This is a genomic window from Roseibacillus ishigakijimensis (assembly GCF_016595415.1).
GTDB lineage: Bacteria > Verrucomicrobiota > Verrucomicrobiia > Verrucomicrobiales > Akkermansiaceae > Roseibacillus > Roseibacillus ishigakijimensis.
The window spans coordinates 1-25,948 of the sequence record NZ_JAENIO010000042.1 but is presented as its reverse complement, the minus strand read 5'-3'; the positions used below and the strand labels follow the sequence as shown (position 1 = coordinate 25,948).

24 protein-coding genes and 1 pseudogene are annotated in these 25,948 nt (G+C 59.4%); 17 read left to right on the top strand and 8 right to left on the bottom strand.

Annotated elements, in window-relative coordinates:
- Positions 1 to 24: 24 nt before the first annotated feature.
- The gene (locus tag JIN78_RS13915) at positions 25 to 186 is read right to left on the bottom strand and encodes a hypothetical protein (protein ID WP_200392590.1); all 162 of its coding nucleotides are present in this window, start codon (positions 184 to 186) and stop codon (positions 25 to 27) included.
- A gap of 194 nt (positions 187 to 380) precedes the next feature.
- On the opposite strand from JIN78_RS13915, the gene JIN78_RS13910 reads away from it, so the two are divergent.
- From JIN78_RS13910 to JIN78_RS13885, 6 genes and pseudogenes are all read left to right on the top strand, one after another.
- Positions 381 to 854 (top strand): hypothetical protein, encoded by a 474-nt coding sequence (locus tag JIN78_RS13910; protein ID WP_200392589.1) that lies wholly within the window; start codon positions 381 to 383, stop codon positions 852 to 854.
- A 20-nt stretch (positions 855 to 874) separates the two neighbouring features.
- A complete protein-coding gene (locus JIN78_RS13905; RefSeq protein ID WP_200392588.1) occupies positions 875 to 1,258 on the top strand; it encodes a hypothetical protein in 384 nt (127 codons plus the stop codon).
- Positions 1,255 to 1,647 (top strand): hypothetical protein, encoded by a 393-nt coding sequence (locus tag JIN78_RS13900; protein WP_200392587.1) that lies wholly within the window; start codon positions 1,255 to 1,257, stop codon positions 1,645 to 1,647. The genes JIN78_RS13905 and JIN78_RS13900 overlap by 4 nt, the downstream gene beginning before the upstream one ends.
- Before the next feature lie 53 nt (positions 1,648 to 1,700).
- Positions 1,701 to 1,880 (top strand): hypothetical protein, encoded by a 180-nt coding sequence (locus tag JIN78_RS13895; RefSeq protein ID WP_200392586.1) that lies wholly within the window; start codon positions 1,701 to 1,703, stop codon positions 1,878 to 1,880.
- Positions 1,881 to 1,883: 3 nt separating this feature from the next.
- Positions 1,884 to 2,156 (top strand): hypothetical protein, encoded by a 273-nt coding sequence (locus JIN78_RS13890; protein WP_200392585.1) that lies wholly within the window; start codon positions 1,884 to 1,886, stop codon positions 2,154 to 2,156.
- 109 nt (positions 2,157 to 2,265) lie between these two features.
- Positions 2,266 to 2,439 (top strand): annotated as a pseudogene (locus JIN78_RS13885) (Rdx family protein); the annotation flags it as partial.
- Between the two features lie 33 nt (positions 2,440 to 2,472).
- On the opposite strand, the gene JIN78_RS13880 reads toward JIN78_RS13885, so the two are convergent.
- The 3 genes from JIN78_RS13880 to JIN78_RS13870 all read right to left on the bottom strand — a co-directional run bounded on the left by JIN78_RS13880 (position 2,473) and on the right by JIN78_RS13870 (position 5,423).
- The gene (locus JIN78_RS13880) at positions 2,473 to 3,471 is read right to left on the bottom strand and encodes a L,D-transpeptidase family protein (protein WP_200392583.1); all 999 of its coding nucleotides are present in this window, start codon (positions 3,469 to 3,471) and stop codon (positions 2,473 to 2,475) included.
- Positions 3,472 to 3,601: 130 nt separating this feature from the next.
- Positions 3,602 to 4,903 (bottom strand): GTPase HflX, encoded by a 1,302-nt coding sequence (hflX, locus tag JIN78_RS13875; RefSeq protein WP_200392582.1) that lies wholly within the window; start codon positions 4,901 to 4,903, stop codon positions 3,602 to 3,604.
- Positions 4,904 to 4,937: 34 nt separating this feature from the next.
- Entirely contained in the window at positions 4,938 to 5,423 is a 486-nt protein-coding gene (locus JIN78_RS13870) for a thioredoxin family protein (RefSeq protein WP_200392581.1), read from the bottom strand.
- Between the two features lie 135 nt (positions 5,424 to 5,558).
- On the opposite strand from JIN78_RS13870, the gene JIN78_RS13865 reads away from it, so the two are divergent.
- From JIN78_RS13865 to JIN78_RS13855, 3 genes are all read left to right on the top strand, one after another.
- Positions 5,559 to 7,208: a divalent metal cation transporter gene (locus JIN78_RS13865; RefSeq protein WP_200392580.1), complete on the top strand. Its 1,650-nt coding sequence runs from the start codon at positions 5,559 to 5,561 to the stop codon at positions 7,206 to 7,208.
- A gap of 181 nt (positions 7,209 to 7,389) precedes the next feature.
- Positions 7,390 to 8,604: a baeRF7 domain-containing protein gene (locus JIN78_RS13860; RefSeq protein ID WP_200392579.1), complete on the top strand. Its 1,215-nt coding sequence runs from the start codon at positions 7,390 to 7,392 to the stop codon at positions 8,602 to 8,604.
- Positions 8,605 to 8,699: 95 nt separating this feature from the next.
- Positions 8,700 to 9,749, top strand: coding sequence for a hypothetical protein (locus tag JIN78_RS13855; RefSeq protein ID WP_234037994.1), 1,050 nt, complete (start codon positions 8,700 to 8,702; stop codon positions 9,747 to 9,749).
- On the opposite strand, the gene JIN78_RS13850 is transcribed toward JIN78_RS13855, so the two are convergent.
- From JIN78_RS13850 to JIN78_RS13840, 3 genes are all read right to left on the bottom strand, one after another.
- The gene (locus JIN78_RS13850; RefSeq protein ID WP_200392578.1) at positions 9,746 to 10,426 is read right to left on the bottom strand and encodes a hypothetical protein; all 681 of its coding nucleotides are present in this window, start codon (positions 10,424 to 10,426) and stop codon (positions 9,746 to 9,748) included. The genes JIN78_RS13855 and JIN78_RS13850 overlap by 4 nt on opposite strands.
- A gap of 89 nt (positions 10,427 to 10,515) precedes the next feature.
- Entirely contained in the window at positions 10,516 to 11,058 is a 543-nt protein-coding gene (tadA, locus tag JIN78_RS13845) for a tRNA adenosine(34) deaminase TadA (protein WP_200392577.1), read from the bottom strand.
- Between the two features lie 55 nt (positions 11,059 to 11,113).
- Positions 11,114 to 11,443 (bottom strand): Hpt domain-containing protein, encoded by a 330-nt coding sequence (locus JIN78_RS13840; RefSeq protein WP_200392576.1) that lies wholly within the window; start codon positions 11,441 to 11,443, stop codon positions 11,114 to 11,116.
- A 66-nt stretch (positions 11,444 to 11,509) separates the two neighbouring features.
- Here JIN78_RS13840 and JIN78_RS13835 point away from each other — a divergent pair, with 66 nt between their 5' ends.
- From JIN78_RS13835 to JIN78_RS13825, 3 genes are read left to right on the top strand one after another with little or no spacing between them, the layout of a single operon-like run.
- Positions 11,510 to 12,883, top strand: a complete 1,374-nt coding sequence (locus tag JIN78_RS13835) for a sigma-54-dependent transcriptional regulator (RefSeq protein ID WP_200392575.1) — start codon at positions 11,510 to 11,512, stop codon at positions 12,881 to 12,883.
- Positions 12,880 to 13,413 carry a heme NO-binding domain-containing protein gene (locus JIN78_RS13830; RefSeq protein WP_200392574.1) on the top strand — a complete coding sequence of 178 codons (534 nt, stop codon included), beginning with the start codon at positions 12,880 to 12,882 and terminating at the stop codon, positions 13,411 to 13,413. The genes JIN78_RS13835 and JIN78_RS13830 overlap by 4 nt, the downstream gene beginning before the upstream one ends.
- Complete coding sequence (locus JIN78_RS13825; RefSeq protein WP_200392573.1) at positions 13,413 to 15,848, top strand: PAS domain S-box protein; 2,436 nt, start codon at positions 13,413 to 13,415, stop codon at positions 15,846 to 15,848. Before JIN78_RS13830 ends, JIN78_RS13825 begins: the two co-directional genes overlap by 1 nt.
- A gap of 2 nt (positions 15,849 to 15,850) precedes the next feature.
- Here JIN78_RS13825 and JIN78_RS13820 read toward each other — a convergent pair whose 3' ends face one another.
- On the bottom strand, positions 15,851 to 17,230 hold the full coding sequence (locus JIN78_RS13820; protein WP_200392572.1) for an efflux transporter outer membrane subunit: 1,380 nt from the start codon (positions 17,228 to 17,230) through the stop codon (positions 15,851 to 15,853).
- Positions 17,231 to 17,450: 220 nt separating this feature from the next.
- Between JIN78_RS13820 and JIN78_RS13815 the strand changes: the two genes are divergently transcribed.
- From JIN78_RS13815 to JIN78_RS13795, 5 genes are all read left to right on the top strand, one after another.
- Positions 17,451 to 18,452, top strand: coding sequence for a glycosyltransferase family 2 protein (locus tag JIN78_RS13815; protein WP_200392571.1), 1,002 nt, complete (start codon positions 17,451 to 17,453; stop codon positions 18,450 to 18,452).
- A 40-nt stretch (positions 18,453 to 18,492) separates the two neighbouring features.
- Complete coding sequence (locus tag JIN78_RS13810; protein ID WP_200392570.1) at positions 18,493 to 19,749, top strand: glycosyltransferase family 4 protein; 1,257 nt, start codon at positions 18,493 to 18,495, stop codon at positions 19,747 to 19,749.
- A gap of 426 nt (positions 19,750 to 20,175) precedes the next feature.
- The gene (locus JIN78_RS13805) at positions 20,176 to 23,463 is read left to right on the top strand and encodes a collagen-binding domain-containing protein (RefSeq protein ID WP_200392569.1); all 3,288 of its coding nucleotides are present in this window, start codon (positions 20,176 to 20,178) and stop codon (positions 23,461 to 23,463) included.
- Positions 23,464 to 23,876: 413 nt separating this feature from the next.
- Complete coding sequence (locus JIN78_RS13800) at positions 23,877 to 24,878, top strand: glycosyltransferase family 2 protein (RefSeq protein ID WP_200392568.1); 1,002 nt, start codon at positions 23,877 to 23,879, stop codon at positions 24,876 to 24,878.
- Between the two features lie 45 nt (positions 24,879 to 24,923).
- Positions 24,924 to 25,948, top strand: a 1,025-nt coding sequence (locus JIN78_RS13795; RefSeq protein ID WP_307833007.1) for a laminin B domain-containing protein, incomplete at its 3' end; no start/stop codon positions are given.

Here is a 25,948-nt window from a genome sequence, read left to right as displayed (position 1 = left end):
GAAGAAAGTTCCCTCTTTTGGCTCTCACTTGTTGGCATAGGATTTTTTGTCAGCCTGATCCTTATCCTTTTTGGAACCATCCGAGCCCAAAAGGGCCACCGCTTCTGGGCCACCCACCTGATGCTCTGGAGCATCATCGCCATCCTGATTGGAAATATCGCAGCCTACGGAGCCTCCCTTTCTCAAACAGCGATCATGTTCAGTCTTCTCTCCCTCCTCTCCTGGCTCGGAGTTCCAGTCTATGCCATTGGGTTCTTCGGGTTTTGCCTTCGCTGGAAGGCTCTGGGTCAAAGGAAAGCCGAATTGCTCCCCCTCGTCTCAGCCCTGCAATCCGCGCAACCCCGTTCGATTCACCCCGAAACCTCATCGCAAACCCTCCCATGACTTTCTTCGGAATCGCATCTTTCCTCTTTCTCGTGATTCCCCTCGCCATACTGGGGGCGATGGCCTTTTCCGCCTTTCTCGCCCACCGTGGCGCCCCCACCCGGGGAACGCTCATCACGCTCATCTCAGCTGGCGTTCTTGCCATCAGCCTGATCGGCTCGGTGGCCTTGTCTTTCTTTGCCATCTCTCATATCTCAGCCATAATCGGAGCCTCGTCGGGCAGCTCATCCCAGCCTCCCGAATCATTCCTTTCGTTCGCGAACCTCCTCCCCATTTTGATCAGTCTTGCCTCTCTGGGAGGGCTGGCTTTTGCCATCGGCCTATACCTCATGGGTCGCCACTGGCCCACCCTCTGCCGGGAGTGCGAGGAGCTGGAAGAAAGCGCCCGCCGCTTGACTGCGGAACGGGAGGCCGGGGCTCCTCCAACCACTGCCGCAAACACAGTCGACCACTCTATCAACCCGCACTAGTCCCCACCACTCGACAAGGCATGTTCATCGATTGGTCTCTCGCCACGTTCTACCTCACCCTCGCTCTCGCCGCCGGCATCGCCTTCCTCGGATGCCTCCGGCTCCAGCGAGGCTCCCGTTCCTGGGCCACTCATCTCATGCTGTGGAGCAGTGGCTTGGTCTGCATCGGCAGCCCAACGACAGGCCTCGCACTAGCTGGCTTCCACGAAATCCTATGGGACCTGATTGACGACGATCTTTTATTGATCCTCGGAGCGGGAGTTTTCATCGGCATGCTCCTTTTCATCGTCGCCTTTCTGGCCTTTTGCGCCCGCTGCCGGAGGCTCAGCCACCGCCAGATCGAATTGAAAACGCTCTCCCAAGCCTTGCTTGCCGAAAAAGAAGCACGGCCTCCCTCGCCATGACTCCTCTCCTCTACGCCTCGCTCTTTTACGGAATTCGACTGGCTCTTGCCGGGGCTCTCCTCTTCGGGGCCTCCTTTATTCACTTGGGCCAGCGCCAACCCGGCTCCCGGCTCATCTTCAGTGCCAGCCTCACCCTCTTCATCCTCACTGCAATGGGAGCGGTGGTGGGCTACCTCCACACCAACTTGCTGGACCCGGCCTCCCCTCGCTCCATCCAATTTTCAGTGTGGTTTTCCCATTCCCGGAACCTCCTTTCGTCCCTCTGTGTCCTCGCTTTGGCCATGGGCCTCTACCGTCTCGGTCGCCACTGGCCCACCCTCTGCCGGGAGTGCGAGGAGCTGGAAGAAAGCACCTTCCGCTTGGCTGCGGAACGGGAGCAGACGCGATGACCGTCAACGATGCGAGCTTGAAAACGAGGTCCCCGTGAGCTATCTCTTTAATCATGATTGCTGAAGAATTGAAGGCCCGCATCAGCAAGATGACACCTGAGGAGCGCCGGGAACTGGCGACTTTTCTCGCCAAATTGGAATTGGAAGGGGATCCTGACTACTGGCCTACCCTGCAAAGGCGGACCGACCAGACCGCTCACCCCGATAAATGGATTCCTGTCGAGGACATTTAAGAAATGTCTTGGGACGACACGATGATTGCTTCCCTTGCAGCCTTGGAAGTCCTGCCTCAGAAGGGCCGCCGAAGAGACTCCGTTATTCACCTGATGAAAGGGCTCAAGAATAACGCTCATTTGGGAGGAGGCTTTCAAACCGTCGATCCAAAATCGGGAAGACCTTTCGAGGTCTCGCTCGTCTCGGGCTTCGCCGTGACTTGGTGGATCGACACCCCGGCCCGACAGATCCTAGTGGTCGACATCCGGCCCATCTCGCCTGGCCCACGTGGGTAGAAAGCAACGGCCTTTGTCGAAACTTTTCATTGGCCAGCGGGTGATTTCAGCGCATCTTGGGGGTGTTATGATTGAGATCGAATACTGCGCGCAGTGAAACTACAAGCCCCATGCCGACCGGGTGTCGGCTGAAATCAAGACCGCAACCGACGAGGAAATCACTCTCGTCGCCGGGGGTGGCGGTATTTTCGAGATTCGCCAGGACGGCAACCTTCTTTGGAAAAAACAGCGCTCGGGCCATTTTCCCAACTCGGGAGAGGCGGCTGCTCTCTTTTCCTCCTAGTCCAGGCAAACTTCCCGCCCCGGAGGCGCGCCGTTATCGCACGATGACGGTCGCGCCCGGGCGGACGAGTTGAGGGATGCGAATGGCGTCCCAGTTGGCCAAGCGGTAACAACCCGAACTACGGGCCCGCCCGATGGTGCGGGGGCTGTCGGTGCCATGAATGCCGATGCCACTCTTGCTCAGGCCAGCCCACAGCACGCCCACCGGATTATTGGGGCCTCCGGGAATGTTGAGAGCCTCGTCGCTGCGTTTCCCCTTTTCCAGCATCTGCTTGTCGTAGCGCCAGACGGGCCACTCAATGGTGTTCTTGAGGCGCCAAGTGCCCCGGTGAATGTAGCGATCCTGCCCGGGAGTGGTGGGGAAGCTGGCAATGAGGCGCCAGGGCACTTCCTCCTCGGCGGCCCCTTCATTGTTGCTCACAAGAAGCTGCTGGGGAGCCTCGTAAAACTGCACCTGTCGCTCCGCGATGTCGATGATCACCTTGCGCTGAGCGAGATCGGAATCTTCGCCCGTGTGCATGCGCCCGGCTTGAATCTCTTCGATGCGGAAAGGCTCCACATTGGGAACGATGAGACTGCGACCCGGAGAAACACCCCAAGTCTTCTTCTTACCATTTAATTCATATAATACAGACTCCGAAGTATGATAGCGCTCAGCCATATATTCGAAATAACTCCGGTAGGAGAGCGCTTTGGCCCGGGCCTGTTCCTCGCGCTTATAGGATAGGCTGCCATTGACAAATCGCTTGGCAGATGGCGGCACAATGGCGGTCACATAGGTGCTGTCGACGTGTTCATCCGCCTCCATTTGCACCAACTGATCGTCCTCTTCCCGCCCCTTGGCCCGGTTGTAGGAAGCCACCGCCCGCTGGGTAAAAGTTCCCGGTTTACCATCAATGAAACCGGGCCCGAAGAGATTCTCGTCGAGGTAAATCTGCAGACGAACGGCCGCATCGCGCTCGGGCCCGAGGGTGGCCTCGGTCGCACCGAGCCACTGGACGAGGAAAAGGAGAGGAAAGAGACAAAATTTCATGACAAAGGGGGAGGCAAGAATGACAGGAAAGTAACGAGAAATTTAAGAATTGCAAAACAACCCTTCAAAAATCCTTTCCCCGTCTTCTCTACCGGAAAAGGATGTCACTTTCTCCACATTTTGTGTGACGTTAGTGCCCGCCCTCTTCTTCCAAAAAATCGCTTAATTTTCCTTCCACCAGAGGAGTGACCACTGCGGAGATAAGGACATCGTTTCCCTCGAAGTCGGTTGTCACCACTTTGGCTTCGCTATGCAAAAGGCTGACAAGGTCTCCCCGTCGCTGGGGGATGCGGTAGCGGCGGCGACGCACCCGGCTGGCAAGCTGACCCTCGGCCGCCTCAATGAGCTTGTCGATTCCCTTCCCGGTGCGGGCCGAAATCTCGACGGCACCAGGGAATTGCTCCCGCAGCCGCACCAGCACCTCCTGATCCGCGAGCTTGTCGACTTTATTGAGCACGATGAGAGTGGGCTTTTCGGCAGCCCCCAGCTCCGCGAGGACATCGCGCGTGGTCTTGGCAAAGGCCTCCACCCCCGGGTCACTGGCATCAAGCACGTGGAAGAGAAAATCGGCCAGCACAGCCTCCTCCAAGGTGGACTTGAAGGCCTCCACCAGGCGGTGGGGCAGATTGCGCACAAAACCCACCGTATCGGTCAGGAGCAAGGGCTGCCCGCCCGGGAGCTCGATGCGGCGCGTGGTGGGGTCCAGGGTCGCAAAGAGCTGATCGGCCTCGTAGACATCGGAACCCGAGAGCCGGTTGAGCAAGGTCGATTTGCCGGCATTGGTGTAGCCCACAATGGCGGCCGAGGGCACCTCGAAGCGGTCGCGCTCCTTGCGCCGGGTCGCCCGCTGCTTGCGCACCACCTCCAGCTCGCGCTTCACCCGGGTAATTTTCGTGCGGGCGAGGCGACGGTCCACCTCAATCTGCTGCTCGCCCATCCCCCGCGAGGCCGCCCCACTGCCACCACCCCCGCCACCCTCACGGTCGAGGTGACCCCACATCTTCGCCATCCGTGGCAAAGCATACTCCATCCGTGCCAGCTCGACCTGCAGCTGGGCCTCCTTGGTGGAAGCCCGCTGGGCAAAAATATCGAGAATCACCTCCTCGCGGTCGATGACGGTCACCTCGGCCAGATTCTCCCAATTCCTCTGCTGCGAGGGGGAAAGGCCGTTGTCAATAATGAGGCAATCGCAATTCTTCTCCCGCGCCAGAGCCACCACCTCCTCGGACTTGCCCGTGCCACAGATGAACCCCTTGTGCTGCGAGCGCACCCGGATGAGCTCCATCCCAACCACCCCGATCCCCAGGGTATCGACCAATTCCTCCAGCTCGAGCAACAAGGCCCGAGCCTCGTCCTCTTCTGCCGGATCAAAGTAAAATCCCACCAACATGGCCCGTTCGACCAAGTCGGGTTTTTCGCGCACCTCAAACATCAGTCCGCAGAGCTACACCGGATTGCGGGGGACATCAAGGAGCAGCACGTGGCACGGAGCGCAGATATTGCTCCGCCAGGTAGCGCAGAGTGGCCTCGCTCCGCACCCCGACAAAGCCTCCCAACTCCCTTCCCCCATGAAAAATTCGGGTATCAGGAACCAGCCGCACCCCGTATTCTTTGCTCAGAGCCGGGTGACTCTCCACCTTCAGCTTGGCAAACTCCACCCCCGCGATTCCTTCCCCGGCCAGCTTCTCCATGCGGACGGCCAGCTGTCGGCAAGGCAGGCAATCTTCAGAAAAAAACTCCACCACCACAATCCGATCCCGCCGGGCTATGGCCGGGAGAAAATCCTCCCCCCCAAGCACCCGCACCTCCCTCACCACCGGCAGGCCCTCTCCTGCCGCCAGCGACTCCCCTTCAGGCAAAAGCTCCGGCCCCCCGCTCTCCCCCTCTTGCCGCTGGCAGGCAGTGAGGAGAAAAACAAGGCAAAGAAGCAGGAAACCAAAACGACAGGGCATGCGGGAGAAAGCTTAAGACCAAGAGGCCTTCTTTGCAAAGTCCCTCCCTCAATTGGGTAAGCGGGATTTTCACCTTTCCCTGTTCAAGGATGAAAATTTTCTGCATGACTGGGGGTAACACAGCTCTCTCAAACTATGTCTGACCAATACGACCGCGAAATCGCCGTTATCGACTCTGTCGAAAATGCCCCGCCCCTGAAGAAATTTGCCGCCTATGCCAAGCTCTCCGGCCCCGGCTGGTTGCAAGGAGCCATCACCCTGGGGGGAGGCTCACTGGCCGGGGCTCTCTACCTCGGGGTCATTTCCGGCTTTGGCCTGATGTGGTTGCAGCCGCTGGCGATGATTTGTGGCATCATCATGCTTTCCGCCATTGCTTACGTGACTTTGTCCACTGGCAACCGGCCTTTCCATTCCATCAACAAGAACCTCCACCCCCTCCTCGGCTGGTCCTGGATCATTGCCACCATGATGGCCAATATGGTGTGGGTCATGCCTCAGTTTGCCTTGGGCACTGCGGCCATGCAGCAGAATCTCGGCATCCTGCAGGGCACTGCGGGCACCACTTTCATCATTCTCTTGCTCTTCGCCGTCGGTATGGGGGTGAATTATCTTTACCAGACCGAGGGAAAGGGCGCGAAAGCCTTTGATCTGGTCATTAAGGTGATGGTGGGCATCATTGTGCTCTCTTTCTTTGCGGTCGTCTTTGCCCTCCTGGCTTCCGGCAAACTGGAGTTCGGCAAGATCCTCACTGGCTACCTGCCCAACCCCGCTTACCTCTTCAAGCCTGCGGCCGTTTACGAGAGCTTCATCGCGGACTCGGCCTTTTCCGACTTTTGGAGAAACAAGATCGTTTCCGAGCAGCAGGACGTCATCATCGCGGCCTTCGGCACCGCAGTGGGCATCAATATGACCTTCCTCCTGCCCTATTCGCTCCTCAAGAAGCGCTGGGGCCAAAAGCACCGGGGGCTCTCCATCACCGATCTCTCCATCGGGCTGTTCATTCCTTTCTTCCTGGCTACTTCCTGTGTGGTCATTTCCGCTGCAAGCAGCTTCCACGGTAAGGCGGAGCTGCCGACTGGCGATGCCTTGGAGACCTCCCGGGTGGCGGTGGCAGAGATGATGCAGCAAGACCCCGCCCAAGTGCGGGAGGCTGACATCATGCTGAATGAGATGCTGACCAAGCGCGATGCCGACTCTCTGGCCGAGACCCTGGAGCCCTTCGCCGGAGAATTCATTGCGCAAAAAATCTTCGGCATCGGGGTGTTGGGGATGGCCATGTCGACCATTGTCATTCTGATGCTCATGAACGGACTTGCCTTTCAGGAAGCCTTTTCCCGTGATGGCCGCCAGGGAGGGATCAAGAAAGAGAACTCGGCGAATATCAGCAGCAACCGCACCCTCTACTTCATCGGCTGTGGCCTCTCCGGTCTTTCCGGAGCTTGCTTCCCTTGGATCTGGACCGGGGAATCCAAAGCCGCTCTAGCGGTGCCCACTTCCGTCATCGGAGGCAGCCTCATTCCCATCGCTTACTTCACTTTCTTCCTCATGATGAACTCCAAAAAAATCCTGGGAGAGCATCGTCCGGAGGGGAAGGCCCGCCTCATTTGGAATGTGCTCATGATTTTCGCCACCACCGTGGCCACCTTGGGTTCAGTCTGGGTCCTTCATGGCAAGACTGCCGCCGGAGGCTGGATCAGCGGGGTGGCTTGGGGTGGTTTGGCCTTCCTCGTCATTCTCTTCGTGGTGGGCGGGCTTTCCTTCTTCAAGCACGAGAAGGAGGGCTAGCCTCTCCCTTACCTGCGGCGAATCCCCTTCTTTATCCAAAAGACCCGGCTGGCGGCCGGGTCTTTTTTTTTGGGGCAGGCTGCAAGGTGTGATCCCGCACTTTGCACGCGACCCAATCCGGGGACACCCTCAATCCTCTCACTATCAATCGGCATGAGAATTGCGATTCCAGGCATTTGCTATGATCGCAGAAAAAGAAATCCTAGAAGAGATGCCGACCCGGGAGTGGAAGCAATTCGACCGGGACATGTTCCGCCGCCTCCATTCCCTTTCCCCCGAAGGGCCCTGTCTCACCCTCTGGATGCCGATGGAGAGCAAGGGAGCGGAGACTCGCAAGAACCCGATTGTCTTCAAGAACGCGCTCGCAGACGCTCGCGAGAGCCTGAGCCACGACGAGCTCAATCATGAACGCATCGGCACGGTCTTGTCGGGATTGGCCCCTCTCGGCCAGGGGCAAACTCCCTACTGGCAGGAGCAAAGCCAGGGTCTCCTCCTCATCGCCCACGGAGGGGGAGCGGAGGCCTACAAGGTGCCCTTCACCCCCACGCCCCTGGTGGTGAAGGATGGCAAGCCCCATCTCTCGCCGCTCCTGCAGACCACGGTGGGGAACGAGGTCTTCGTTCTCGTTGTCGATCTGAACCAACTGCGCGGCTATCACGTCACCCGGTGGGGGGCGCAGGAAGTGTCCTTGAGCGGGATGCCCACCTCCCTGGAAGAGGCGATGAAGTTCGATGATCCCGAGAAAAGCCTGCAGTATCACGCCACAGCCGCACCCGCGAGGGGAGGCACCGAGGTCACTTACCACGGACACGGGGTCACCACGGAATCCACCAAGCAGAAAAAAATCCAGCGCTTCTACGAAATGGTGCAGGAAGGCCTGCCGAAAAATCTGCCCCATGCCGAGATGAAGGTCGTCCTCTGTGCGGATCGGGCGACGGCGGGGCACTTCCGGGAAGTAGTCAATTGGGAAAATCTCTCCCCCGACGTGATCGATGAGAACGTGAGCAATTTGCGCGATCCCGAGCTCGTCGCCAAACTGTGTTCCTGGATGGAGGAGCAGGACCGCCGGCAACGCCTGGAACACTACGCCCGTTTCCGTGAATTACTGGCTCTTGGGCAAGGTTCGCAGGACTTTGCAGACATCGTTTTTGCGGCCCGGATGGGGAAGGTCGAAACCTTGTTTGTGCGGGAAGGGGCCCAACGATTTGGCCGTTTGTCGGAATCCGATGGCCGCGTGGAAGTCCATGCCGAGCGGCACCCCGGAGACTATGAACTGGTGAACCAGGCCGCCTGCGAGACCGCTCTGGCAGAAGGAGCCGTTCACTTCATTAGCGCTCACGATGTCGCCAGCCCCCTGCCGGAAGGCGAAGCGATCGGGGCCATCTACCGCTACTGAGCCAGACGGGCGGCAAGGCTCCCGCCCCTTTCCAGCCGTCCCCAAGCCGATAGACCACGCGCCCTCCGCGTGGTCTCTGGCCTTTCGGCAGTGACTTGTCGCAGCTTCTGCCCCAGAGTGCGGGCCCCGCCATGATTTCCCGCCGCAAGATCCTCTACCCCCTTTCTTCCTCGCTGCGCCACTACCTTTACCACTTCGGGCGCCAGTCGGAGATTCCTCTCGTCTATGACGATCTCTATGGCTTCACCGGCTCGGTCCCTTACATCAATCCCATGGGAGAAGAGACCCTCTGGCTCACCGTGATGTATCCGCCGGAAATCATGGAAGCCCTCATCCCCAAGCTAACCTCCATCTATGCCACTTTAAAAATCGGCGGCGATCTCTCGCTGGCCGATCATTTGACCGTCGATCGCATCGATTTCGGCTCATTCGGTAACTCGCGTCCCTTCCGCGTCTGTATCCGCAATCTCTTCAACGGCAATTCCGACTACTACTACGTGAAAACTGCCGATGCCTCGCGGCTTTATGGTCTGGAGCTGGAGCATCTCCTCTCCCCCAATCGCCTAAACTATCTGGTCAATGGCAACACCCTCATCGAGGAGCACATCGCTGGGGTGCCGGGGGATGTCTTCCTGCGCGACTACCTCAAGAGCCGGGACTTGAATAAAGTGCGCATTGCCAAAGAGTTTACCAAGTTCAATGAGCGCTGCTTCATCCGCTTGCTGGGTGACATGCGTTCAGTGAATTACGTGGTCGACATCACCCCCGACTTTGAGGAAATCCAATACCGGGTGCGGCCCATCGACTTCGACCAGCAATGTTACGAAGGGCGCAGCAAGACTTATCTGGCCTACCACTTCGACTCCAACAAGCCCATCACCCGCCTGGCCTTTCGGGCGCTCAATCGCAAGACCATAGCCCAGTATGTGGAAGAAGAAAGAGCACAGATGGCGCGGCGGGCGAAGGTGGAACGCATCCGCCTGCGGTCCCTCCTGGCGGTGATGCAAAAGGACAGCATCGCCCCCGACAGCCATGTGGAGACGCTGCGCAAAGACCTGGCAGCCTACTATCCCGGAGAGGACCTCTCGCATTGCCAGTCCATGGGCGAGCTCACCGCCCGCCATCTGGAGATCATGCTGCGTTAGTGGAAGTTGCGGCTATCCCCCCAAAAGCGGTCGCCATAGCGATCGCTACCAGCGGAGTTCCACTGCCACTCGGTGGGGTCCTCCTTGCCCAGGCTACCGATGATTTCGCCAGGAAGGAAGAGATTCTCCGTCTTTCGCCCCACGGAAGGCTCCATCACGAAGGTGAGCTGGCGGCGTTCATTGCGTCCTCCGGCCCGCACCGTCAGGTCCGCCTCCAGAGTGATGCGGCCGTCGCTTTCGGGAAAGACCTCCAACTTCCCGGGGAGCTGGAACTTGGCAAAGGTCGTGCCCTCATTCTTCTTGCCCTTGAGGGGCTCGAAGGGAGCGGCTGTGCCCAGCCACTTGGCCGGGAAGGGTTCATTGCGCCCGGTCTTCTCCGTCTTCACCCGCAGGCGATGGACGGTGAGGGACTCGTGCACCCCTTCCTCCCCCCGGGCCTCGATGCGCCAGAGGAAGGGACCATCGGTCTCCCCACTGGCAGCACTGTAGACCATGGCCGAGACCGAGAGCCCCGACTTCCCTCCCATCCCCTTCACTGCGCTGGCCACCTCCGCCCCATTAACGGTGGCGCTCCCCGTGGGAAGATAGGTCTTTTCTTTGACAAAAAACTGGGCACAGCTGGAAAGCAGCCCTAGGGGCAATAAGACAAACAACAGGGAGGGAAAAGGGCGGGTCATGACGCTCTTTTAGACCAATCCCCCCCACAATTGGCCACTCGAAAGAGGGAATCAGGTTCCACTGCGGCTCAGGGGGCTCTTTCTCTCCCTCAATTGTGCTCCGAGGGCGGCCCCTCATCCCCCTGCTTCTCCAAGAGCCGGGCCGCCGCCTTGCGCGCCCGCGCCTCGCGAAAGAAGCCCTTGATGAGCGCGCCGCATTCCTCCCCCAGCACTCCTGCCGTCACCTCGCAGCGATGATTGAGGGGCGGGTTCGCTTGCAGAAGATTGATCCAGCCCCCCGCCGCTCCCCCTTTCGGGTCCTCACAGCCAAAGACGACTCGATCGGGGCGGCAATGCACAATGGCCCCCGCACACATCGGGCAAGGCTCCTTGGTCACATAAAGCGTGCAACCCTCCAGCCTCCAATCGCCATAGGCCTCCTGGGCCGAGGTCAGCGCAATCATCTCGGCATGCGCGGTAGCATCCTTGAGGGTCTCCACTTGATTCCAACCCCGGGCGATCACTTCGCTCCCCTCGCGGACAATGATGGCCCCAATCGGCACCTCGGTGACCCGCAAGGCCTTTTGCGCCTCGCGCAAAGCCATTTGCATGAAATATTCGTCGCTGCTGAAATCGGAAAAAAAGTCTCCCATCGCCGGAGGAAGCTAGCCCGGACCGGTCATGGGGAAAAGCGCCGAGCGTGGCACCTCAGCGCAGGGCCCTCTGCGTCGCCTCACCGAGTTTGACGACATCTTCACTCCACTGCTCCCCCTCGGGCAGCGCCTGACCCCCGGCGGCCATTTCCTCCAATTCCGCCGCCTTGTTGCCAATGGCCGCAAAGCCACACATGCGGGCCGAACCCTTGAGGGCATGGGCCTCCTCCCGCACCCGCTCGCGTTCGCCAGCCTCCAGTCGCTGGCGGAGGGAATGCGCGCTATCCGGCAACCCGGAAAGAAAATCCTCCAGAACAAGGCCGATTTCCTCATCTTCCCGTCCTCCCAAGCTTTGCAGATAGTCTTCGTCAATGAGATCGTCCATGGTCATGTTGAGATTTTTATCCTAGCATCGAACTAGTCAATTCGTTAGGCTTTTCCGCACAATAATTTGCCTTTTGATTTAGTCATTGTCGAGGACGAGGAAATCACCCGCCGCTTGTTATCACTCAAGGCCAGGGACTTCGGATTTCGCACCCACTGCTTTGCCACTGCCGAAGAGGGGCTGGCGGCCATTGAGGACGAGACGAGAGCCATCCTCCTCGACCTCGGCCTGCCTGGGATGTCGGGCTTTGAGCTACTGGAAATTCTTGCCAAAAGACACCCCGGGCTGCCCTCGGTCGTATTGACCGCCGCCGATGGGGCTCAGGAAGCCGTGCGGGCCATGAAGCTGGGGGCCTTCGATTACCTGACCAAACCCTTCGACCCGCAAGAGCTCTTCGAGTGCCTGCACAAAGCCGGTCGCCTACGGGAAGTGCAGCAGGAAAACGAAGCCCTACGCGAGTCCATCAGCACGCCCACCACGAGCAATGCCACCTTTGTCGCGGAAGCCCCGGTGAGCAAGGATCTAGTCGCCCGCGCGCGCAAGGTCGCCGGGCACGATTCCACCATTCTCCTCACCGGAGAGAGCGGTTCGGGCAAGGGAGCGCTCGCCCGCTTCCTCCACCAGAACAGCCCGCGCGCCGATGCCCCCTTCGTCACCGTCAGCTGTCCCGCCCTGCCCCGGGAACTCTTGGAAAGCGAACTCTTTGGACACGAGAAAGGAGCCTTCACGGGAGCGCTCAAACGCCGCATCGGCAAGATCGAATCTGCCCGCGGTGGCACTCTCTTTCTCGACGAGATTGGCGACCTGCCACTGGACTTGCAGCCCAAGCTCCTCAACGTGCTGCAGGACCGCGAGTTCCAACGCATCGGCGGCAACGACTGGATTTCCTCCGATGTCCGTCTGGTGGCCGCAACCAATATTGATTTTGAGGAAAAAATCGCGGCCGGCGAGTTCCGCGAAGACCTTTACTACCGGCTGAGCGTCATCCCCCTTGAGCTGCCACCCTTGCGCGAGCGGCCGGAAGACATCCCCGCCTTGGCCCAACGCATTTTGCAAAGCCTCTCTTCCCGGCGAAAGGGCCCGGCCCTCCGCCTGGAAGCCGCGGCCCTGAAGGCCCTCACCGGCTTCCGCTGGCCGGGTAACGTGCGCCAGTTGGAAAACACCCTCGAACGAGCCAGCGCCTTTTGTGAGGCAAACACCATTCGCCTCACAGATCTGCCCAGCGCCATCCAGAAGCCCTCCCCGGACGCCGACAAGGTCGCGAATGCCCCCGCCGGACTGGCCGGACTCTCGCTGGCCCAAGTAGAAGCCGAGGCCATCCGCCAGACCCTGAGCGCTTGCGGAGGCAACAAGTCAGAGGCCGCCCGACGCCTGGGCATTGCCGAAAAGAGCGTTTACAACAAAATGAAAAAATACGGCATCGAGCTACTTCCCGCATGAAAGGCTTTCTCTTTACCGAATTTCTCTCCCTGGTGGAAAACCAGTGCGACGAGGACACCGTGGACGACCTCATCCACGAATGCGACCTCCCCTCGCAAGGGGCCTACACCGCCGTGGGCACCTATCCCCACCAAGAGTTCACCGCCCTGGTGCAAGCCTACGCGCGCCATACCGACAAGCCCGTGGCCGAAGTCCTGCGGGAGTATGGCCGCCACCTGCTCCCCCTCCTCGCCAATCGCTACCCCCAGTTTATCCGCACCTCTTCCGGCCCTCTTGAGTTCTTGGAAGATGTGGAAGGCTACGTCCATGTGGAAGCGAGCAAATTCTATCCCGAAGCAGAACTTCCCAGCTTGAAGACCCGGCGCCTGTCACCCACCGAGCTGGAGGTCCATTACACCTCCCAGCGCCATCTTGATGACTTTTGCCATGGACTCATCGAGGGAGCCCTTGCCCACTTTCACCGGCAGGGAGAAGTGTCCAAAGCGGCCACGACTAGCGGAACTCTTTTCACTGTCAGATTGCTGGATTGATGAGGAATCAAGAGGAACGGCTAAAACAACGGGTCGCGCGCGAAAAGCTCGCGCGAAAACAAGCGGAAGATCTATTGGAGGAAAAGAGCCTCCGCCTTTACGAGACCAACCGGGCCTTGGAGGAGTCGCTTTCGACTTACCAAAGCACGATGACGGAGCTGACCAACGTCTTTCTCAAGACGGGCGGCGATCACTCGCGCAACATTCTCCGCCTGGTGGAGAAATTCGTCGATCTGATGAATGTGGAAGGGGGTGGCTACTTCCCCAACCCCTCGCGGGAAAATCCCACCATGGCGCAAACCTTTCCCCGGGACTTCGATCTTCCTTCCATCCCGGGCCTTTTCGAAAGCTGTCTGCGCACCCGCTTGGAAGAGGATAACCAAGGCGCCCTCTACGGTTTTTCCACCGTCCACGCCGAATACACCAACTATGGCGTGGTGGCCGTCCGCTTCCGAACCAACTACACCCCGACTGCTCTGGATCGGGTGATCCTCGAACTCGCTTCCCATGCCATCGGAGTCGAAGCCGAACGACTGGAAGCCGATGTCGAGAATCAAGCGCAAGAGGAAAGATACCGGGGGCTGTTCCATGCCTCCATCGATGGCATTCTCATCCACAAGTTGAACGGCGCGATTACCGAGGCCTCCGATTCCTCGGTCTCCATGTTCGGCTACAGTCGCGAGACCCTGCGCACGATGAAGATCACCCGCATGGTCGACCCCGCCAGCTTTGCCATCGCCAAGAACGCCTTCCGTCTAGTGCGTAACTCTGGCTTTTGCCGCTATGAGGCCAACTTCAAGCGCAGCGACGGCTCCACTTTTCCCGCCGAAGTCTACGGCCGCCTCTTCGAGATTAATGGCCAGAAGCAGATCTACGGCATCCTGCGCGATATCACGACCCGCAAGCAAACCCTCGCCGCCGCCGTGGAAAGGGAACGCAAATTCCGCGCGGTCTTCGAGTCTTCCCTCGATGGCATCATCCTCCATGATCTGGAAGGACGCATCCTCGATATCAATAGGGCCGTGGAACGCATGTTCAGCACCCCCCGCGAGAAGCTGCTCGGCATCAACGTCAGCACCATCCTTGCTCCCGGAGAGCCCGAGCGGGTAGGCGAGCGCATCGCCCACGTCGTCGAGCGCGGGCAGGCCCGCTTCCAAGTCCGCTTCCTGCGCCCTAGCGGCGAAGAATTCTGGACCGAAGCCACTGGGGTCGTCTTCGAACTGGGCGGCAAGAAGCTCATTCAGGGCATCATCCGCGACATCACCGAACAGCGCGAACAAGAGGCCCGCACCCTACAAGCCCGCGAGGAAGCGGAACAAGCCAATGCCGCCAAATCCCTCTTTCTGGCCACCATGAGCCATGAAATCCGGACCCCTCTCAACGGGATTCTCGGCTTCGCGGACCTCCTCTCCCAGATGGACCTCAAGGAGGAAGCGCAAGAGGCCATCGGCATCATCCAGCGCAGTGGTGACCTCCTCGCCAATCTCCTCAACGACCTCCTCGACCTTTCCCAAATAGAAAGTGGAGGCCTGAAGCTGAAGTCAGCCACCTTCGACATCCGGCAATTGGTGCGGGACGTCGTCGACGCCCACCAGATCAAAGCCCGCAAAAAATCGATCTCCATCACCACTCACATTGCCCCCGAGGTTCCTGCCCTCATCATCGGCGACAACACCCGCACCCTCCAAGTCGTTTCCAATCTCGTCGGAAATGCGGTCAAATACATCCCCTCAGGGGAAGTCTCCGTCGAGCTGGGCGTCACCAGCGACCGCCTCATAGTGACCGTGAAAGACAACGGACCAGGCTTCCCGGAAGAGATGAAAGAAAAGCTCTTCGAAACCTTTTACCAAGTCGACCGCTCGATCACCAAAAAAACTGGAGGCACCGGCCTTGGCCTGGCCGTCTGCCGGGAAATCGTGCACGCCATGGGTGGAAAGATCCATGCCGACTCGACTCCTGGTGAAGGAGCGACCTTCAAGTTCTGGATCCCCCTGCACACTCCCACAGACCAGATCCTACCGCCCGCCCAAAAGGCGACTACCGCCTCCACTAGCGATCTCTCCCTTCTCATTGTTGAAGACCACGAGATCAACGCCCGCCTGCTGGGCATCATGCTGTCAAAATTGGGCTTCCAGCACCAGACTGCCCAGCATGGAGCCGAAGCCTTGGAAATCCTACGCACCAAGGACGACTTCGCCGCCATCCTGATGGACGTCCGCATGCCCGTGATGGACGGCCTGGAAGCGGCCCGCCGCATCCGGGCTGGCGAAGCCGGTCGCAAGGCTGCCGACCTCCCCATCATCGCCGTCACCGCCAATGCCATGGAAAGCGACCGCGAAAGCTGCCAGGCAGCAGGGATGCCCTACTTTATTTCCAAGCCCATTCGCCGCCCCCATCTCAACGAAGTTTTGAGCAAAATCGGCGTTCTCCGCTAGTCTCAAGCAGGGTCCTCGGCCAATTGGCCCCCGCCAATGGCCTTGAAGAGAGCGGCCGCAAAGGAGGCTCTCCGTCCGAGGGCCGCAGCTTCCTCATCCCGCGTATCGTGGTAATCCATGAGCGCATTGAGCAAGCGACGGATGTCCACAAAACCGGCCAGGTAAGACTCCCGGATCATGGCCACACTCTGCTCATGAGCGGCCGCTGCCTCCGCCTGCTTGTCGGCATACTCCTTCTCGGACTGCAGGCGGGCAAGGGCGATCTCGATTTCCGCGACCGCATCCAGCAGCTGCTGCTGATAGGCCGCCAGGCGAATCTCCGTCTGCGCCTTCTCCTCAGCCACGCGATGCTGCACCCGGCAGGCCTCGAAGATGCGCCAGGTCAGCTTGGGACCAAAACCAAAGATGCGGTTGACCTGACTGAAGAGATCCCCTGCGGAATCACTCTCGTAGCGTAACCCTCCCGAAATGGAAATCAGGGGGTAAAGCTCGGCCTCGGCCAAGCCAATACTAGCCGTCTGGGCCGCCAGCTTGCGCTCCTCGCGTCGCACGTCAGGACGGTTGCGCAAGGCCTCGGCCGGCGTGCCGAGGAGAATCTTGCGGGGAAGTTCCGGGATTCCCTCATTTTGCTCCAAAATATCTCCCAGTGCGGCCGGATAAATGCCCGTCGCATTGGCCAAGCGGATGGCGGCCACTTCCTTATCCTGCCGCAACTTTGGCAACCGGGCCTCCCGGGTAAGCAGCTGGGCGTGACTCTCGACGACGTCACTCTCCGGCACAATGCCGAGCTCGGCCCGCTCCTCGAGCACTTGATGGAGATCGCGAAATTGGGCAGCGGCCATCTCCGCCCGAGTCATCCGCTCCTCCAGGGTGCGGTAGGCCAGATAATATAAAGCCACCTCGGAGGTAAGCACCACCAGCGAATCGCGCTTCCACTCGACAGCTGACTCCCACTCCGCCTCGGCAGCCTCCACCCCCCGTCCGATATGGCCAAAGAGATCCAGCTCCCAGCCCGCCTCCAGGGCCGCCAGGTAGCTGGCGGAAAAGTCTTCCCCAAAGCCGATCTCGTCGCGAGTCCCCACCCAGGGAGACCAGTAGGAGGCCAGGACATGGCGCTGGGCCCGCGCCTCGCGGATACGGGCGTCAGCCAAATAGGCTGTGGGGTGATGCTTGCGAGCATGGCTGATGAGAGTATTGAGCGTACTGTCGCCAAATTGCCGCCACCACAGCTCGGCCCCTGTGCGCCGGGCCAACTGGTCGCGGTCGATGCGCTCGATCCAATAATCCTTCTGCGCGACCTCGCCCTCCGCAGTGCGCCAATCCGCCGGAGCCTGCAATTGCGGATCCACATAATCGGGACCCGCTTGAAAACAAGAACTCAACGCCAACGGAGATGCAGCCAAAAGCACTCCCTTCGCCCGGTAAAACTTTCGGAACAAATTGCCGGAGCCGGAAAAATTTACCGGATTTCCCCGCAGGGCCCGAGACCAGCCATCGGCCACAGATTTTCGTAAACAATTCATGAGAAGCTGGATAGAGCCTTAGGAAACCGAGATGGCATAGCTAATGATTTAGGTATTTCACAACGTAGCCTGTATTCAAATGAAATTATCAACAATCGCCATCGACACCGTCTCCTTCGTCATTCCCGCCATGAATGAGGAAGCGACCCTGGAAACTCTCTATCAAGGAATCGCCTCCCAAATGAAGGCTCTCGGACACGATTTCGAAGTGATTTTCATCGACGACGGAAGCACAGACCGGACCTGGTCAGTGATGGAAGAGCTCGCTCTCCGTCATCGCGGCTTGGTGCGGGCATACCGCTTCCGTCGCAATATGGGCAAAGCCGATGCCCTCTCCCTGGGCTACGAGCGAGCCTCCGGGGAAGTCATCTTCACCATGGATGCGGATCTGCAGGACGATCCCCAGGAGATCCCCCGCTTCCTGGCAAAAATCCAGGAAGGCTACGGCATTGTGACTGGCTACAAGAAGAAGCGCTACGATCCCTGGCACAAGGTCCTCCCCAGCCGCGTCTTCAATGCCGTGCTTAGCAAACTCGTCGGCGTCGACTTGCACGACCACAACTGCGGCTTCAAAGCCTACCGGCGCGAGGTGGCCAAGCAATTGCCCATGTATGGCGAGATGCACCGCATGGTTCCTTCCCTAGCTTCCTTCGAAGGCTATGAGACCGCCGAGCTGGTCGTGCAGCACCACCCCCGCCAATTCGGCCAGAGCAAATACGGCGTCAAGCGCATCCTCTGCGGCATCTTCGACATGACCACTGTCAGCTTCCTGAAGACCTACCGCAATCGCCCCATGCACTTCTTCGGGCGCATCGCTCTCCTTGGCGGCGTGGCCGCGGCCACCCTCCTCACTCTCGCGGCGGTCTGCGCACTTCTGGGCCACAGCACCTCACTCTTCCTCGCAGTCACCGGCATGCTGGCAGCCATGACGGCTCTCCTCTCAGTGGGGATGGGTCTGCAGCTGGAGCACGGAGTCTACAAGAACATGAAGGAATACCACGCTGTGCCCGTTGCCGAAAATACCGACGCCAAAGTCTTCTCCCCACGGATTCTCCAGGAAGAAGCCTCCCTCATCGCCTGAATCCCCGCCTGCTCTGCCCACCTTTCACCTCGCTCTCATCATGATCAACCTTCTCTTCGACCAACCACTCGATCGCCCGCGGGTCGCCGTTGTCACCTCCACCTACGCCCGGAGCCAAGACGATCACCAGGTGCCCTGGATGCGCGAGATGACCCGCCGCACCGCTCCCGGTCTACCCGATCTCGAGATCTTCGCCGCTGGCTTCCGTGGACTGAAGAGCCACCAGATCGACGGCATCCCTGTGCGCCGCTTCCGCTATGCCCCCGCCAGGTGGGAAGCCCTTACTCATGATGAAGGAGCCCCCAGCAAGTCCCGCTCCCTCTCCTACAAGCTGCTCACCATTCCCTACCTCCTCTGCGGAATGCTCTCCATTTTCTACTGGTGCATTGTCAACCGCACCACCGTCTTGCACGTGCACTGGCCCTTCCCCCACGGCCTCTGGGCTCTCTTGCCCAAGTGGTTCCTCGGCATCAAAGTCGTCTCCATGTGCCACGGAGCCGAGCTCGCTCTTGCCCGCAAGAGCAAGCCCATCCGTTGGGCCCTCACCTTTTTCCTCAAGCAGTCGGACGCCATTCGCGCCAACAGCTCTCACACGGCAGCCGAGATCAAGCGCCTGACCGGTCTCGATGCCGAAATCATTCCCTACGGAGCGACCATTCAAGAAACTCCAGCCCCTCCCGCAGCGACCACCGCTGAGGAAAAAGTGCCCCTTCTGCTCTTCTGCGGACGCCTCATCCAGCGCAAGGGCATCGACGTCTTGCTCCACGCCCTCCCCCAAGTGCTGGCCAAGCGCGAGGTGCGCCTCGTCATCACTGGCGAAGGCGACCGCAAGGCCGAATGGCAAGCCCTCTCCACCGAACTGGGCTTGGACGACAAGGTGGAATTCGCGGGCTTCGTCTCCAACGAGCGCCTCGGCTCCCTCTATCAGGAGTGTGACCTCTACGTTCACCCCGCCATCCACGATGACCAGGGAGATACTGAAGGGCTCGGCGTGGTGCTCATCGAGGCCCTCGCCTGCCGCAAGCCCGTGGTCGCCTCCGCAGTAGGTGGCATCGTCGACGTCATCATCGACGGCGAGACCGGGCTGCTCGTGCCGGAGAAAGACCCCAAAGCCCTCTCGAAAGCCATCCTCACCGTGCTGGCCGACCAGGACCTCTCCGGGAAACTGGGCGAACAAGGTCACGACCACGCCCGCCGCTTCTTCGACTGGGACCGTTGTGCCCAATTGACCCTCCAGTCCTACCACGACCTTTCCCACAACGAGCCCGCAGCTACCCGCCACACCCTCCCCGCGTAATTCAACCTATCAGTCGAAAACGCAAAGACCCGTTCGTCCCAATCTTGCCGACGCCGATACTGAGCAACCCCCGCTGATTGCCGACCAAGCCGCCGATATTTGGCCAGCCGAAGCTGCGAACTTTGCCTCCGGTCTCCTCACCGGCTCGGGCAGTAATTTTTTCCGGTAAAACTAGGAAACCCGGAAATTTTTACCGGATTTCCAGCTCCCCGCAATTCTACTGCCACCACAAAAAATAAACCCAACCGCTTCATTAAAAGCAGATTACGGAAAATATTATCAGCTTTGGCACGTCGAATGATTAATAGAGTCGCTAACAAATCAAAGACTCTCAATAAGCTTTTCCCCTAACGAGCCCTCTACTGCCTCTCACCCACTTTCAACCAAACTCTCTCTTTCAGAAAAACGATACCTCCCTCTCTTCAAATGGAACAAAAACGCAAACACCTATTCGCCCCCGTCTCATTGGCTCTGATGTTGAGCGGCCCTCTGGCTGCCGACCAGGACTCCGATGGCTTGAGCGATACCCTCGAAAAAGACATCGTGAGCTTCGGCCCCGGCGACTTGCTGGTCGAAGCCGCTGACTTCGCCTCCGGTGCCATCACCGGCCTGGGCGGACACACTGAACAAAGCCTGGGACTCGGTCGCGACACCTTGTCCTTCATCGATACCGCCAATGGCTTCGGCTACTTTAAAGTCACCAAGTGGCAGGGCGATCAATCGGCGGCCCTCGGCCAGAAACTGCACTTCGCCATCGCGACCAAAGCTCTCGACAAGAGCTGGGCCACCACCACGACCCGTGACGTGGCCTTCGTCTCCAAGTCCGGCATCGAGGTCAATGTGGACCTGCGCCACGGCGTGATGCAGAACAACCTGGGCAGCACTGCCTTTGGTGAATTCTGCCAATACGCCATCACCCTGGACCCCGCCACCTTCGAGACCACGGAAAGAAAGCTCCGCCAGGTGCTCGCCGACCTCGACTACATCCTCATCCGGGGTGAGTTCTGGAGCGGAGTGAACGGCGAAGAATGCTACCTCGCGCCGGCCGGCACCTATGTGGGAGCCGAGCCCGACACCGATGGCGACGGCGTGGTCGACTCCTTGGACGAGGACTCTGACAACGATGGTCTCCCCGACTCTCTGGAGGGAGCAGACGATAGCGACGGCGACGGACTCGCCAACTACCGCGATGTCGATAGCGACAACGACGGCCTCCTGGATATCGTGGAAGGATACGCCGACCGTGACGAGGACGGCATCCCCAACGCCCTCGACTACGATGGCGACCCCGCCACCTCCCAGGAAGAGGATTCCTCCCAAGCGGGCGGAAACAGCTCCCAGCAAGGCGGCGGCAACGCCGTGGTCGAGACTCCCCGGGATGCCTTCGCCGATGGTTACGGCAACGCCGTGATCCTCAGCAATGCGGACTTCCAAGGAGGTCGGGCCGACAACGGAATTTGGGTTAAAGGAGACGTCACTGGCTCCTACTACACCATTGCGGGTCAGGGCAATCAGATCGTCCCTCTCTTCGTCGGAGGAGATAACAAAATCAACGACTATTTGCGCTACGATGGTCCGGGCCACAATCACAGTTCCACCGATGGCGTCTTCGGCGACATCCGGGGAGCGCTGGGCAAATACACGGGTGACTTGGGCACGATGGACAAGGAGCCGAATTGGGCTGGCTACGTCGCCATGTCGGCCGTCTTGGCTAGCCAGGAGGGAGTAGACATGGCCGGACTCATCACGGACCCGAACAACATCAAGCTCTCCATCAACGACGGACTGAACGTGTTCCATATCGATGCCTCGAAAATCACCGGTTACAAGACCCTCGATTTTCTCAATGGCCAAGGATCGGTGGTCATCAACGTGACCGGAAACTTGACGAACTGGGGTTGGTCGGTGAACTACGATCCTTCCAAGATCGTCTGGAACTTTTCCGACGCTCAAGTCGTGAACATCAATCAGCGGCAGTTCGTGGGTTCCCTCCTCGCGCCGAATGCCACCGTGACTCAATCGCAGAGCATGAAAGGCTTTCTCCTGGCCGACAACTGGCTCGTCCGCAACTCGGTGGCGCTACACCATTACGCGCTGCCCCAAGCGGTCATCGACCTCGATAGCGATAGCAACGGCACCCCCGACTACCTCGAGGACCTCGACAGCGACGGCGATGGCATCCCCAATGACATCGAAGGCACCGGGGACTACGATGACGACGGCACCCCCAACTACCTCGACCTCGATTCCGACAACGACGGCGTCCTGGATGCCGACGAAATCCTCGACAACGGCATCATCCTCGACTCCGATGGCGACGGCTCCCCCAACTTCATCGACATCGATGACGACGGCGACGGCATCGACACCCCCATCGACGACTGCCCGCTGTGCAACCTCGACGACAACATCATCGAGTTTGAACTGACCGAGGGCCAAATCCGCAACTACGGCATCGACCCGCTCTTCTACTCCTACGCCCGCGACATCTGGAATGCGGTGAAGCTGGAGCTCAACTGCAACACCGACGGCCTTCCCCTAGAGGATCACAAGCGTGGCTTCGATGAAGACCGCTTCTACGTGGAAGAGGACTCCGAGGTATTCGTCACCGTCATCTACGACGGCGCCAAGCAAATCAACTCCGTTGCCTGGTATGATGCCGCCGACCACGTCGCGACTTGGAGCACCATCTGGGAGAAGTTCGGCACCGGCCCCACCGCACCCCTGGTCCCCGGCTCCACCGCCAGCCTGGGCATTCTGCCCGCCGGCACCGAGCTGCGCCTTGGCCTCGTCTCCGATGGCGGAGCGGGAGGCACCCAGCGCATCTACCAGGATGCCGACCTCAATCCCGGCTCCCTGGAGCTGGCCGCCTCCCTCCTCGACATCCCCGGCGACCCGCTCATCGTCGCCTTCGAGGACCGGGTCTTCCAAGGTCGGGACAATGACTTCAACGACGTCATCCTCCTCATTGACATCGTGCCCGCCGCCCCGGCAACCCTGCAGTTCGGTGGAATCTCCCCCACCTCGGCAGACGTCGAGACCGTGCTCACCAACCTGGGCTGGAACGACCCGAGCTACGAGATTTCAGCCGACTTGTTCGAGCTGCCCGCCTCCGGCCCGGTGACCATCGACCTGCGGGGCGATGCCAGCAGCCTCGACTTCAGCCTCGCCCTCGTGGACTACGAGAAAGTGGCCACCGTCACCCCCAACTTGTTAGAATTCCGCGCCATTGCGGGAGAGAACGCGGTGACCGTGCTCGACAACCAAATCAGTGAAGCCGGCGACCAGGTCACCTTCGACCCCCAAGCCCTGGGACTCGCTGGACGGACCGTGATGTTGGCCATGCTGCCTCACAACCGCTTCGACCGCTTCGTGACCAATCCCCACCGCTACACCCCCCGTGGCCAGGGCGAGAACACCAAGCGCCAGCCGCTCTTCTCCGTGAATGCGGCCAACCCGGGAGCCCTCGACCAATTCCTCACCTTCACCGACAACAACACCACCGTCGTCATGGTCGAGGACCACAGTCGGGCCGAAGGGACCGAAGCCGGAGCCGCCAGCGACTCCAACTTCGCGGACTTCTGGTTCGAGATCACCCCCGCTCTGGATCCCCTCAGCCTCGGCGGCAGCGGCTACTACCAAGGCAGCCCCGACCCCACCACCGGATGGGACGGCGTCGATGGCTATAGCAGCGAACAAAAAGGCGACTTCTAAGACCACCCCCCAAGTCTGGCCTCAATCCAACTAAAAAAACCCAGCCTCCTCCTCGCACCCCCGGCGAGGAGGAGTTTTTTTATCCCCTCGCTCCTCTCTGAACCCCAGGAACCCCCACCCCAGCCCCCCCCTGCGACCGCTGCTTTGAGGCTTCCCAGCCCCTCACGCCCCCCTTCAAACCCGAACGAAAAAGCTCCCCGCCACGACATCCTGCCCCCATCTCACCCATCCGGTAAATCTTTCCGGTAAAATTGGGGAAAGCGGAAATTTTTACCGGATTTTCGCTAGCCAACTTTCCACTCGCACCTGCCAAAAAAAAACCATAAACCACTTACCTAAAGCGTTTTGATACGACCTATAGCTATTTTGGCACATGAAATGAATACAGTAATCAGCAACCAGTCCGCATCCCAATGAAACTCTCCCAACTCCACATCGACACCGTCTCCTTCATCGTCCCCGCGATGAATGAGGAGGCGACTCTGGAGACCCTCTTCCGAGGCATCAGCGAGCAGATGGAAATCCTCGGTCACAACTTCGAGGTGCTCTTCATCGACGATGGCAGCAGCGACCGCACTTGGTCGGAAATGGAACGCCTGGCCACCCTCAATCCCGGCATCGTGCGGTCCTTCCGTTTCCGCTGCAACATGGGCAAGGCTGACGCTCTCTCCCTGGGTTACGAAAAAGCAATCGGTGATGTCGTTATCACCATGGATGCTGATTTACAGGATGATCCGCAAGAGATTCCACGCTTTTTGAGCAAGCTGCAAGAGGGGTATGGAATCGTCACAGGGCACAAAAAAAAACGTTTTGATCCCTGGCATAAAGTCCTCCCCAGCCGCGTCTTCAACACCATCCTGAGCAAGCTCGTCGGAGTGAAATTGCACGACCACAACTGCGGATTCAAAGCCTATCGGCGCGAGGTGGCCAAGCAACTGCCCATGTATGGCGAGATGCACCGCATGGTGCCCGCCTTGGCCTCCTTCGAAGGCTACGAGACCGCCGAGCTGATTGTGCAACACCACCCCCGCGCATTTGGGAAAAGCAAATACGGCGTCAAGCGCATCCTGAGCGGCCTCTTCGACATGGTCACCATCAGTTTCCTCAAGAGTTACCGCAATCGCCCCATGCACTTCTTCGGTCGTATCGCTCTCCTCGCCGGATTCACCGCCGGCGGTTTTTTGATAGCCGGCCTACTCACCGCACTGCTCGGCCACGCCCTTTCCCTCTTTCTCACCGTGATCGGTATGATGAGCCTGATGGCAGCTCTCCTCTCAATCGGCATGGGCTTGCAGATGGAGCTCGGCGTCTACCGCGCGATGCTCGAAGACCACACCGTCCCCGTAGCCCAGACCGCTGGCGAAAAATCTTTCCAACCCCGCGTCCATCGCGAGGACGTCAGCCTGGTCGCCTAATCTCTCTCCATTCTCTTTTTAAAACGAACCCTCTCCCTCACAACAATGAAACAACGCAAAAAATACCCCCTCGTCAACCTGACCCTGAGCTTGGCTCTCGCATCTCCCCTCATGGCGGATGCAGACCACGACGGCATCAGCAACGACATCGAAAAAGACAAACTCCAGGTTTCCAAGAACGACTGGGAAATCGACAAGAAGGATCTGGAGTCCAAGGCCGGAGTCATCTCTGCCGTCGGAGGTTCACTCAGCTTCAATAAAAACAAGGACCTGTATGACGCCGCCTTTACCGACACGGCGGCCGGTCCGGGCTACTTCAAAGTGACCAAATGGACTGGCGACCAATCCAGTGCTTACGGTCAGCGCTTCTACTTCGGCATGGCCACCAAGCCTCTGAACAAGACCTGGGCCACTCCCGTGACCCAAGACGTTATGCTGGTGGCTAAAGATGGCACCGAGCTGGTCACCGACCTGCGCCACGGCGTCATGGAACACGATTTGGGCAGCATGGCCCAAGCCGAATACTGCCAATACTCCGTCCTGCTCGAGCCCGAGACCTTCAACACCACCGAAGAGGTGCTCTCAGCCGTCTTGGCCAACCTCTCTCACATCCTCATCCGCGGCGAATTCTGGGTCGACGGAGAAGGGGAGCAAAGCTTCCTCGCTCCTGCTGGTCAATATCTCGACGAGTCCCCCGACACCGACGGAGACGGCACCCACGACTTCCAAGACCTCGATTCCGACAATGACGGCATTCCCGACTCCGTTGAAGGCTATCAGGACAGTGATGGCGACGGCTTGGCCGACTACCGCGACACCGACTCCAACAACGACGGCATCCTCGACGCCCCTGAAAGCGGTGATGGCGATGAGGACGGCGATGAGGACGGTGATAACGATCGTGATGAAGATGACGACGACGATCGTGATGAAGATGACGACGACGATCGTGATGAAGATGACGACGACGATCGTGATGAAGATGACGACGACGATCGCGATGAAGATGACGACGACGATCGCGATGAAGATGACGACGACGATCGCGATGAAGATGACGACGACGATCG

Coding starts and splice junctions, on each gene's coding strand:
- JIN78_RS13910 (WP_200392589.1), top strand. CDS start 381: ATGACTTTCTTCGGAATCGCATCTTTCCTCTTTCTCGTGATTCCCCTC.
- JIN78_RS13905 (WP_200392588.1), top strand. CDS start 875: ATGTTCATCGATTGGTCTCTCGCCACGTTCTACCTCACCCTCGCTCTC.
- JIN78_RS13900 (WP_200392587.1), top strand. CDS start 1,255: ATGACTCCTCTCCTCTACGCCTCGCTCTTTTACGGAATTCGACTGGCT.
- JIN78_RS13895 (WP_200392586.1), top strand. CDS start 1,701: ATGATTGCTGAAGAATTGAAGGCCCGCATCAGCAAGATGACACCTGAG.
- JIN78_RS13890 (WP_200392585.1), top strand. CDS start 1,884: ATGTCTTGGGACGACACGATGATTGCTTCCCTTGCAGCCTTGGAAGTC.
- JIN78_RS13880 (WP_200392583.1), bottom strand. CDS start 3,471: ATGAAATTTTGTCTCTTTCCTCTCCTTTTCCTCGTCCAGTGGCTCGGT.
- hflX (WP_200392582.1), bottom strand. CDS start 4,903: ATGTTTGAGGTGCGCGAAAAACCCGACTTGGTCGAACGGGCCATGTTG.
- JIN78_RS13870 (WP_200392581.1), bottom strand. CDS start 5,423: ATGCCCTGTCGTTTTGGTTTCCTGCTTCTTTGCCTTGTTTTTCTCCTC.
- JIN78_RS13865 (WP_200392580.1), top strand. CDS start 5,559: ATGTCTGACCAATACGACCGCGAAATCGCCGTTATCGACTCTGTCGAA.
- JIN78_RS13860 (WP_200392579.1), top strand. CDS start 7,390: ATGATCGCAGAAAAAGAAATCCTAGAAGAGATGCCGACCCGGGAGTGG.
- JIN78_RS13850 (WP_200392578.1), bottom strand. CDS start 10,426: ATGACCCGCCCTTTTCCCTCCCTGTTGTTTGTCTTATTGCCCCTAGGG.
- tadA (WP_200392577.1), bottom strand. CDS start 11,058: ATGGGAGACTTTTTTTCCGATTTCAGCAGCGACGAATATTTCATGCAA.
- JIN78_RS13840 (WP_200392576.1), bottom strand. CDS start 11,443: ATGGACGATCTCATTGACGAAGACTATCTGCAAAGCTTGGGAGGACGG.
- JIN78_RS13830 (WP_200392574.1), top strand. CDS start 12,880: ATGAAAGGCTTTCTCTTTACCGAATTTCTCTCCCTGGTGGAAAACCAG.
- JIN78_RS13825 (WP_200392573.1), top strand. CDS start 13,413: ATGAGGAATCAAGAGGAACGGCTAAAACAACGGGTCGCGCGCGAAAAG.
- JIN78_RS13815 (WP_200392571.1), top strand. CDS start 17,451: ATGAAATTATCAACAATCGCCATCGACACCGTCTCCTTCGTCATTCCC.
- JIN78_RS13810 (WP_200392570.1), top strand. CDS start 18,493: ATGATCAACCTTCTCTTCGACCAACCACTCGATCGCCCGCGGGTCGCC.
- JIN78_RS13805 (WP_200392569.1), top strand. CDS start 20,176: ATGGAACAAAAACGCAAACACCTATTCGCCCCCGTCTCATTGGCTCTG.
- JIN78_RS13800 (WP_200392568.1), top strand. CDS start 23,877: ATGAAACTCTCCCAACTCCACATCGACACCGTCTCCTTCATCGTCCCC.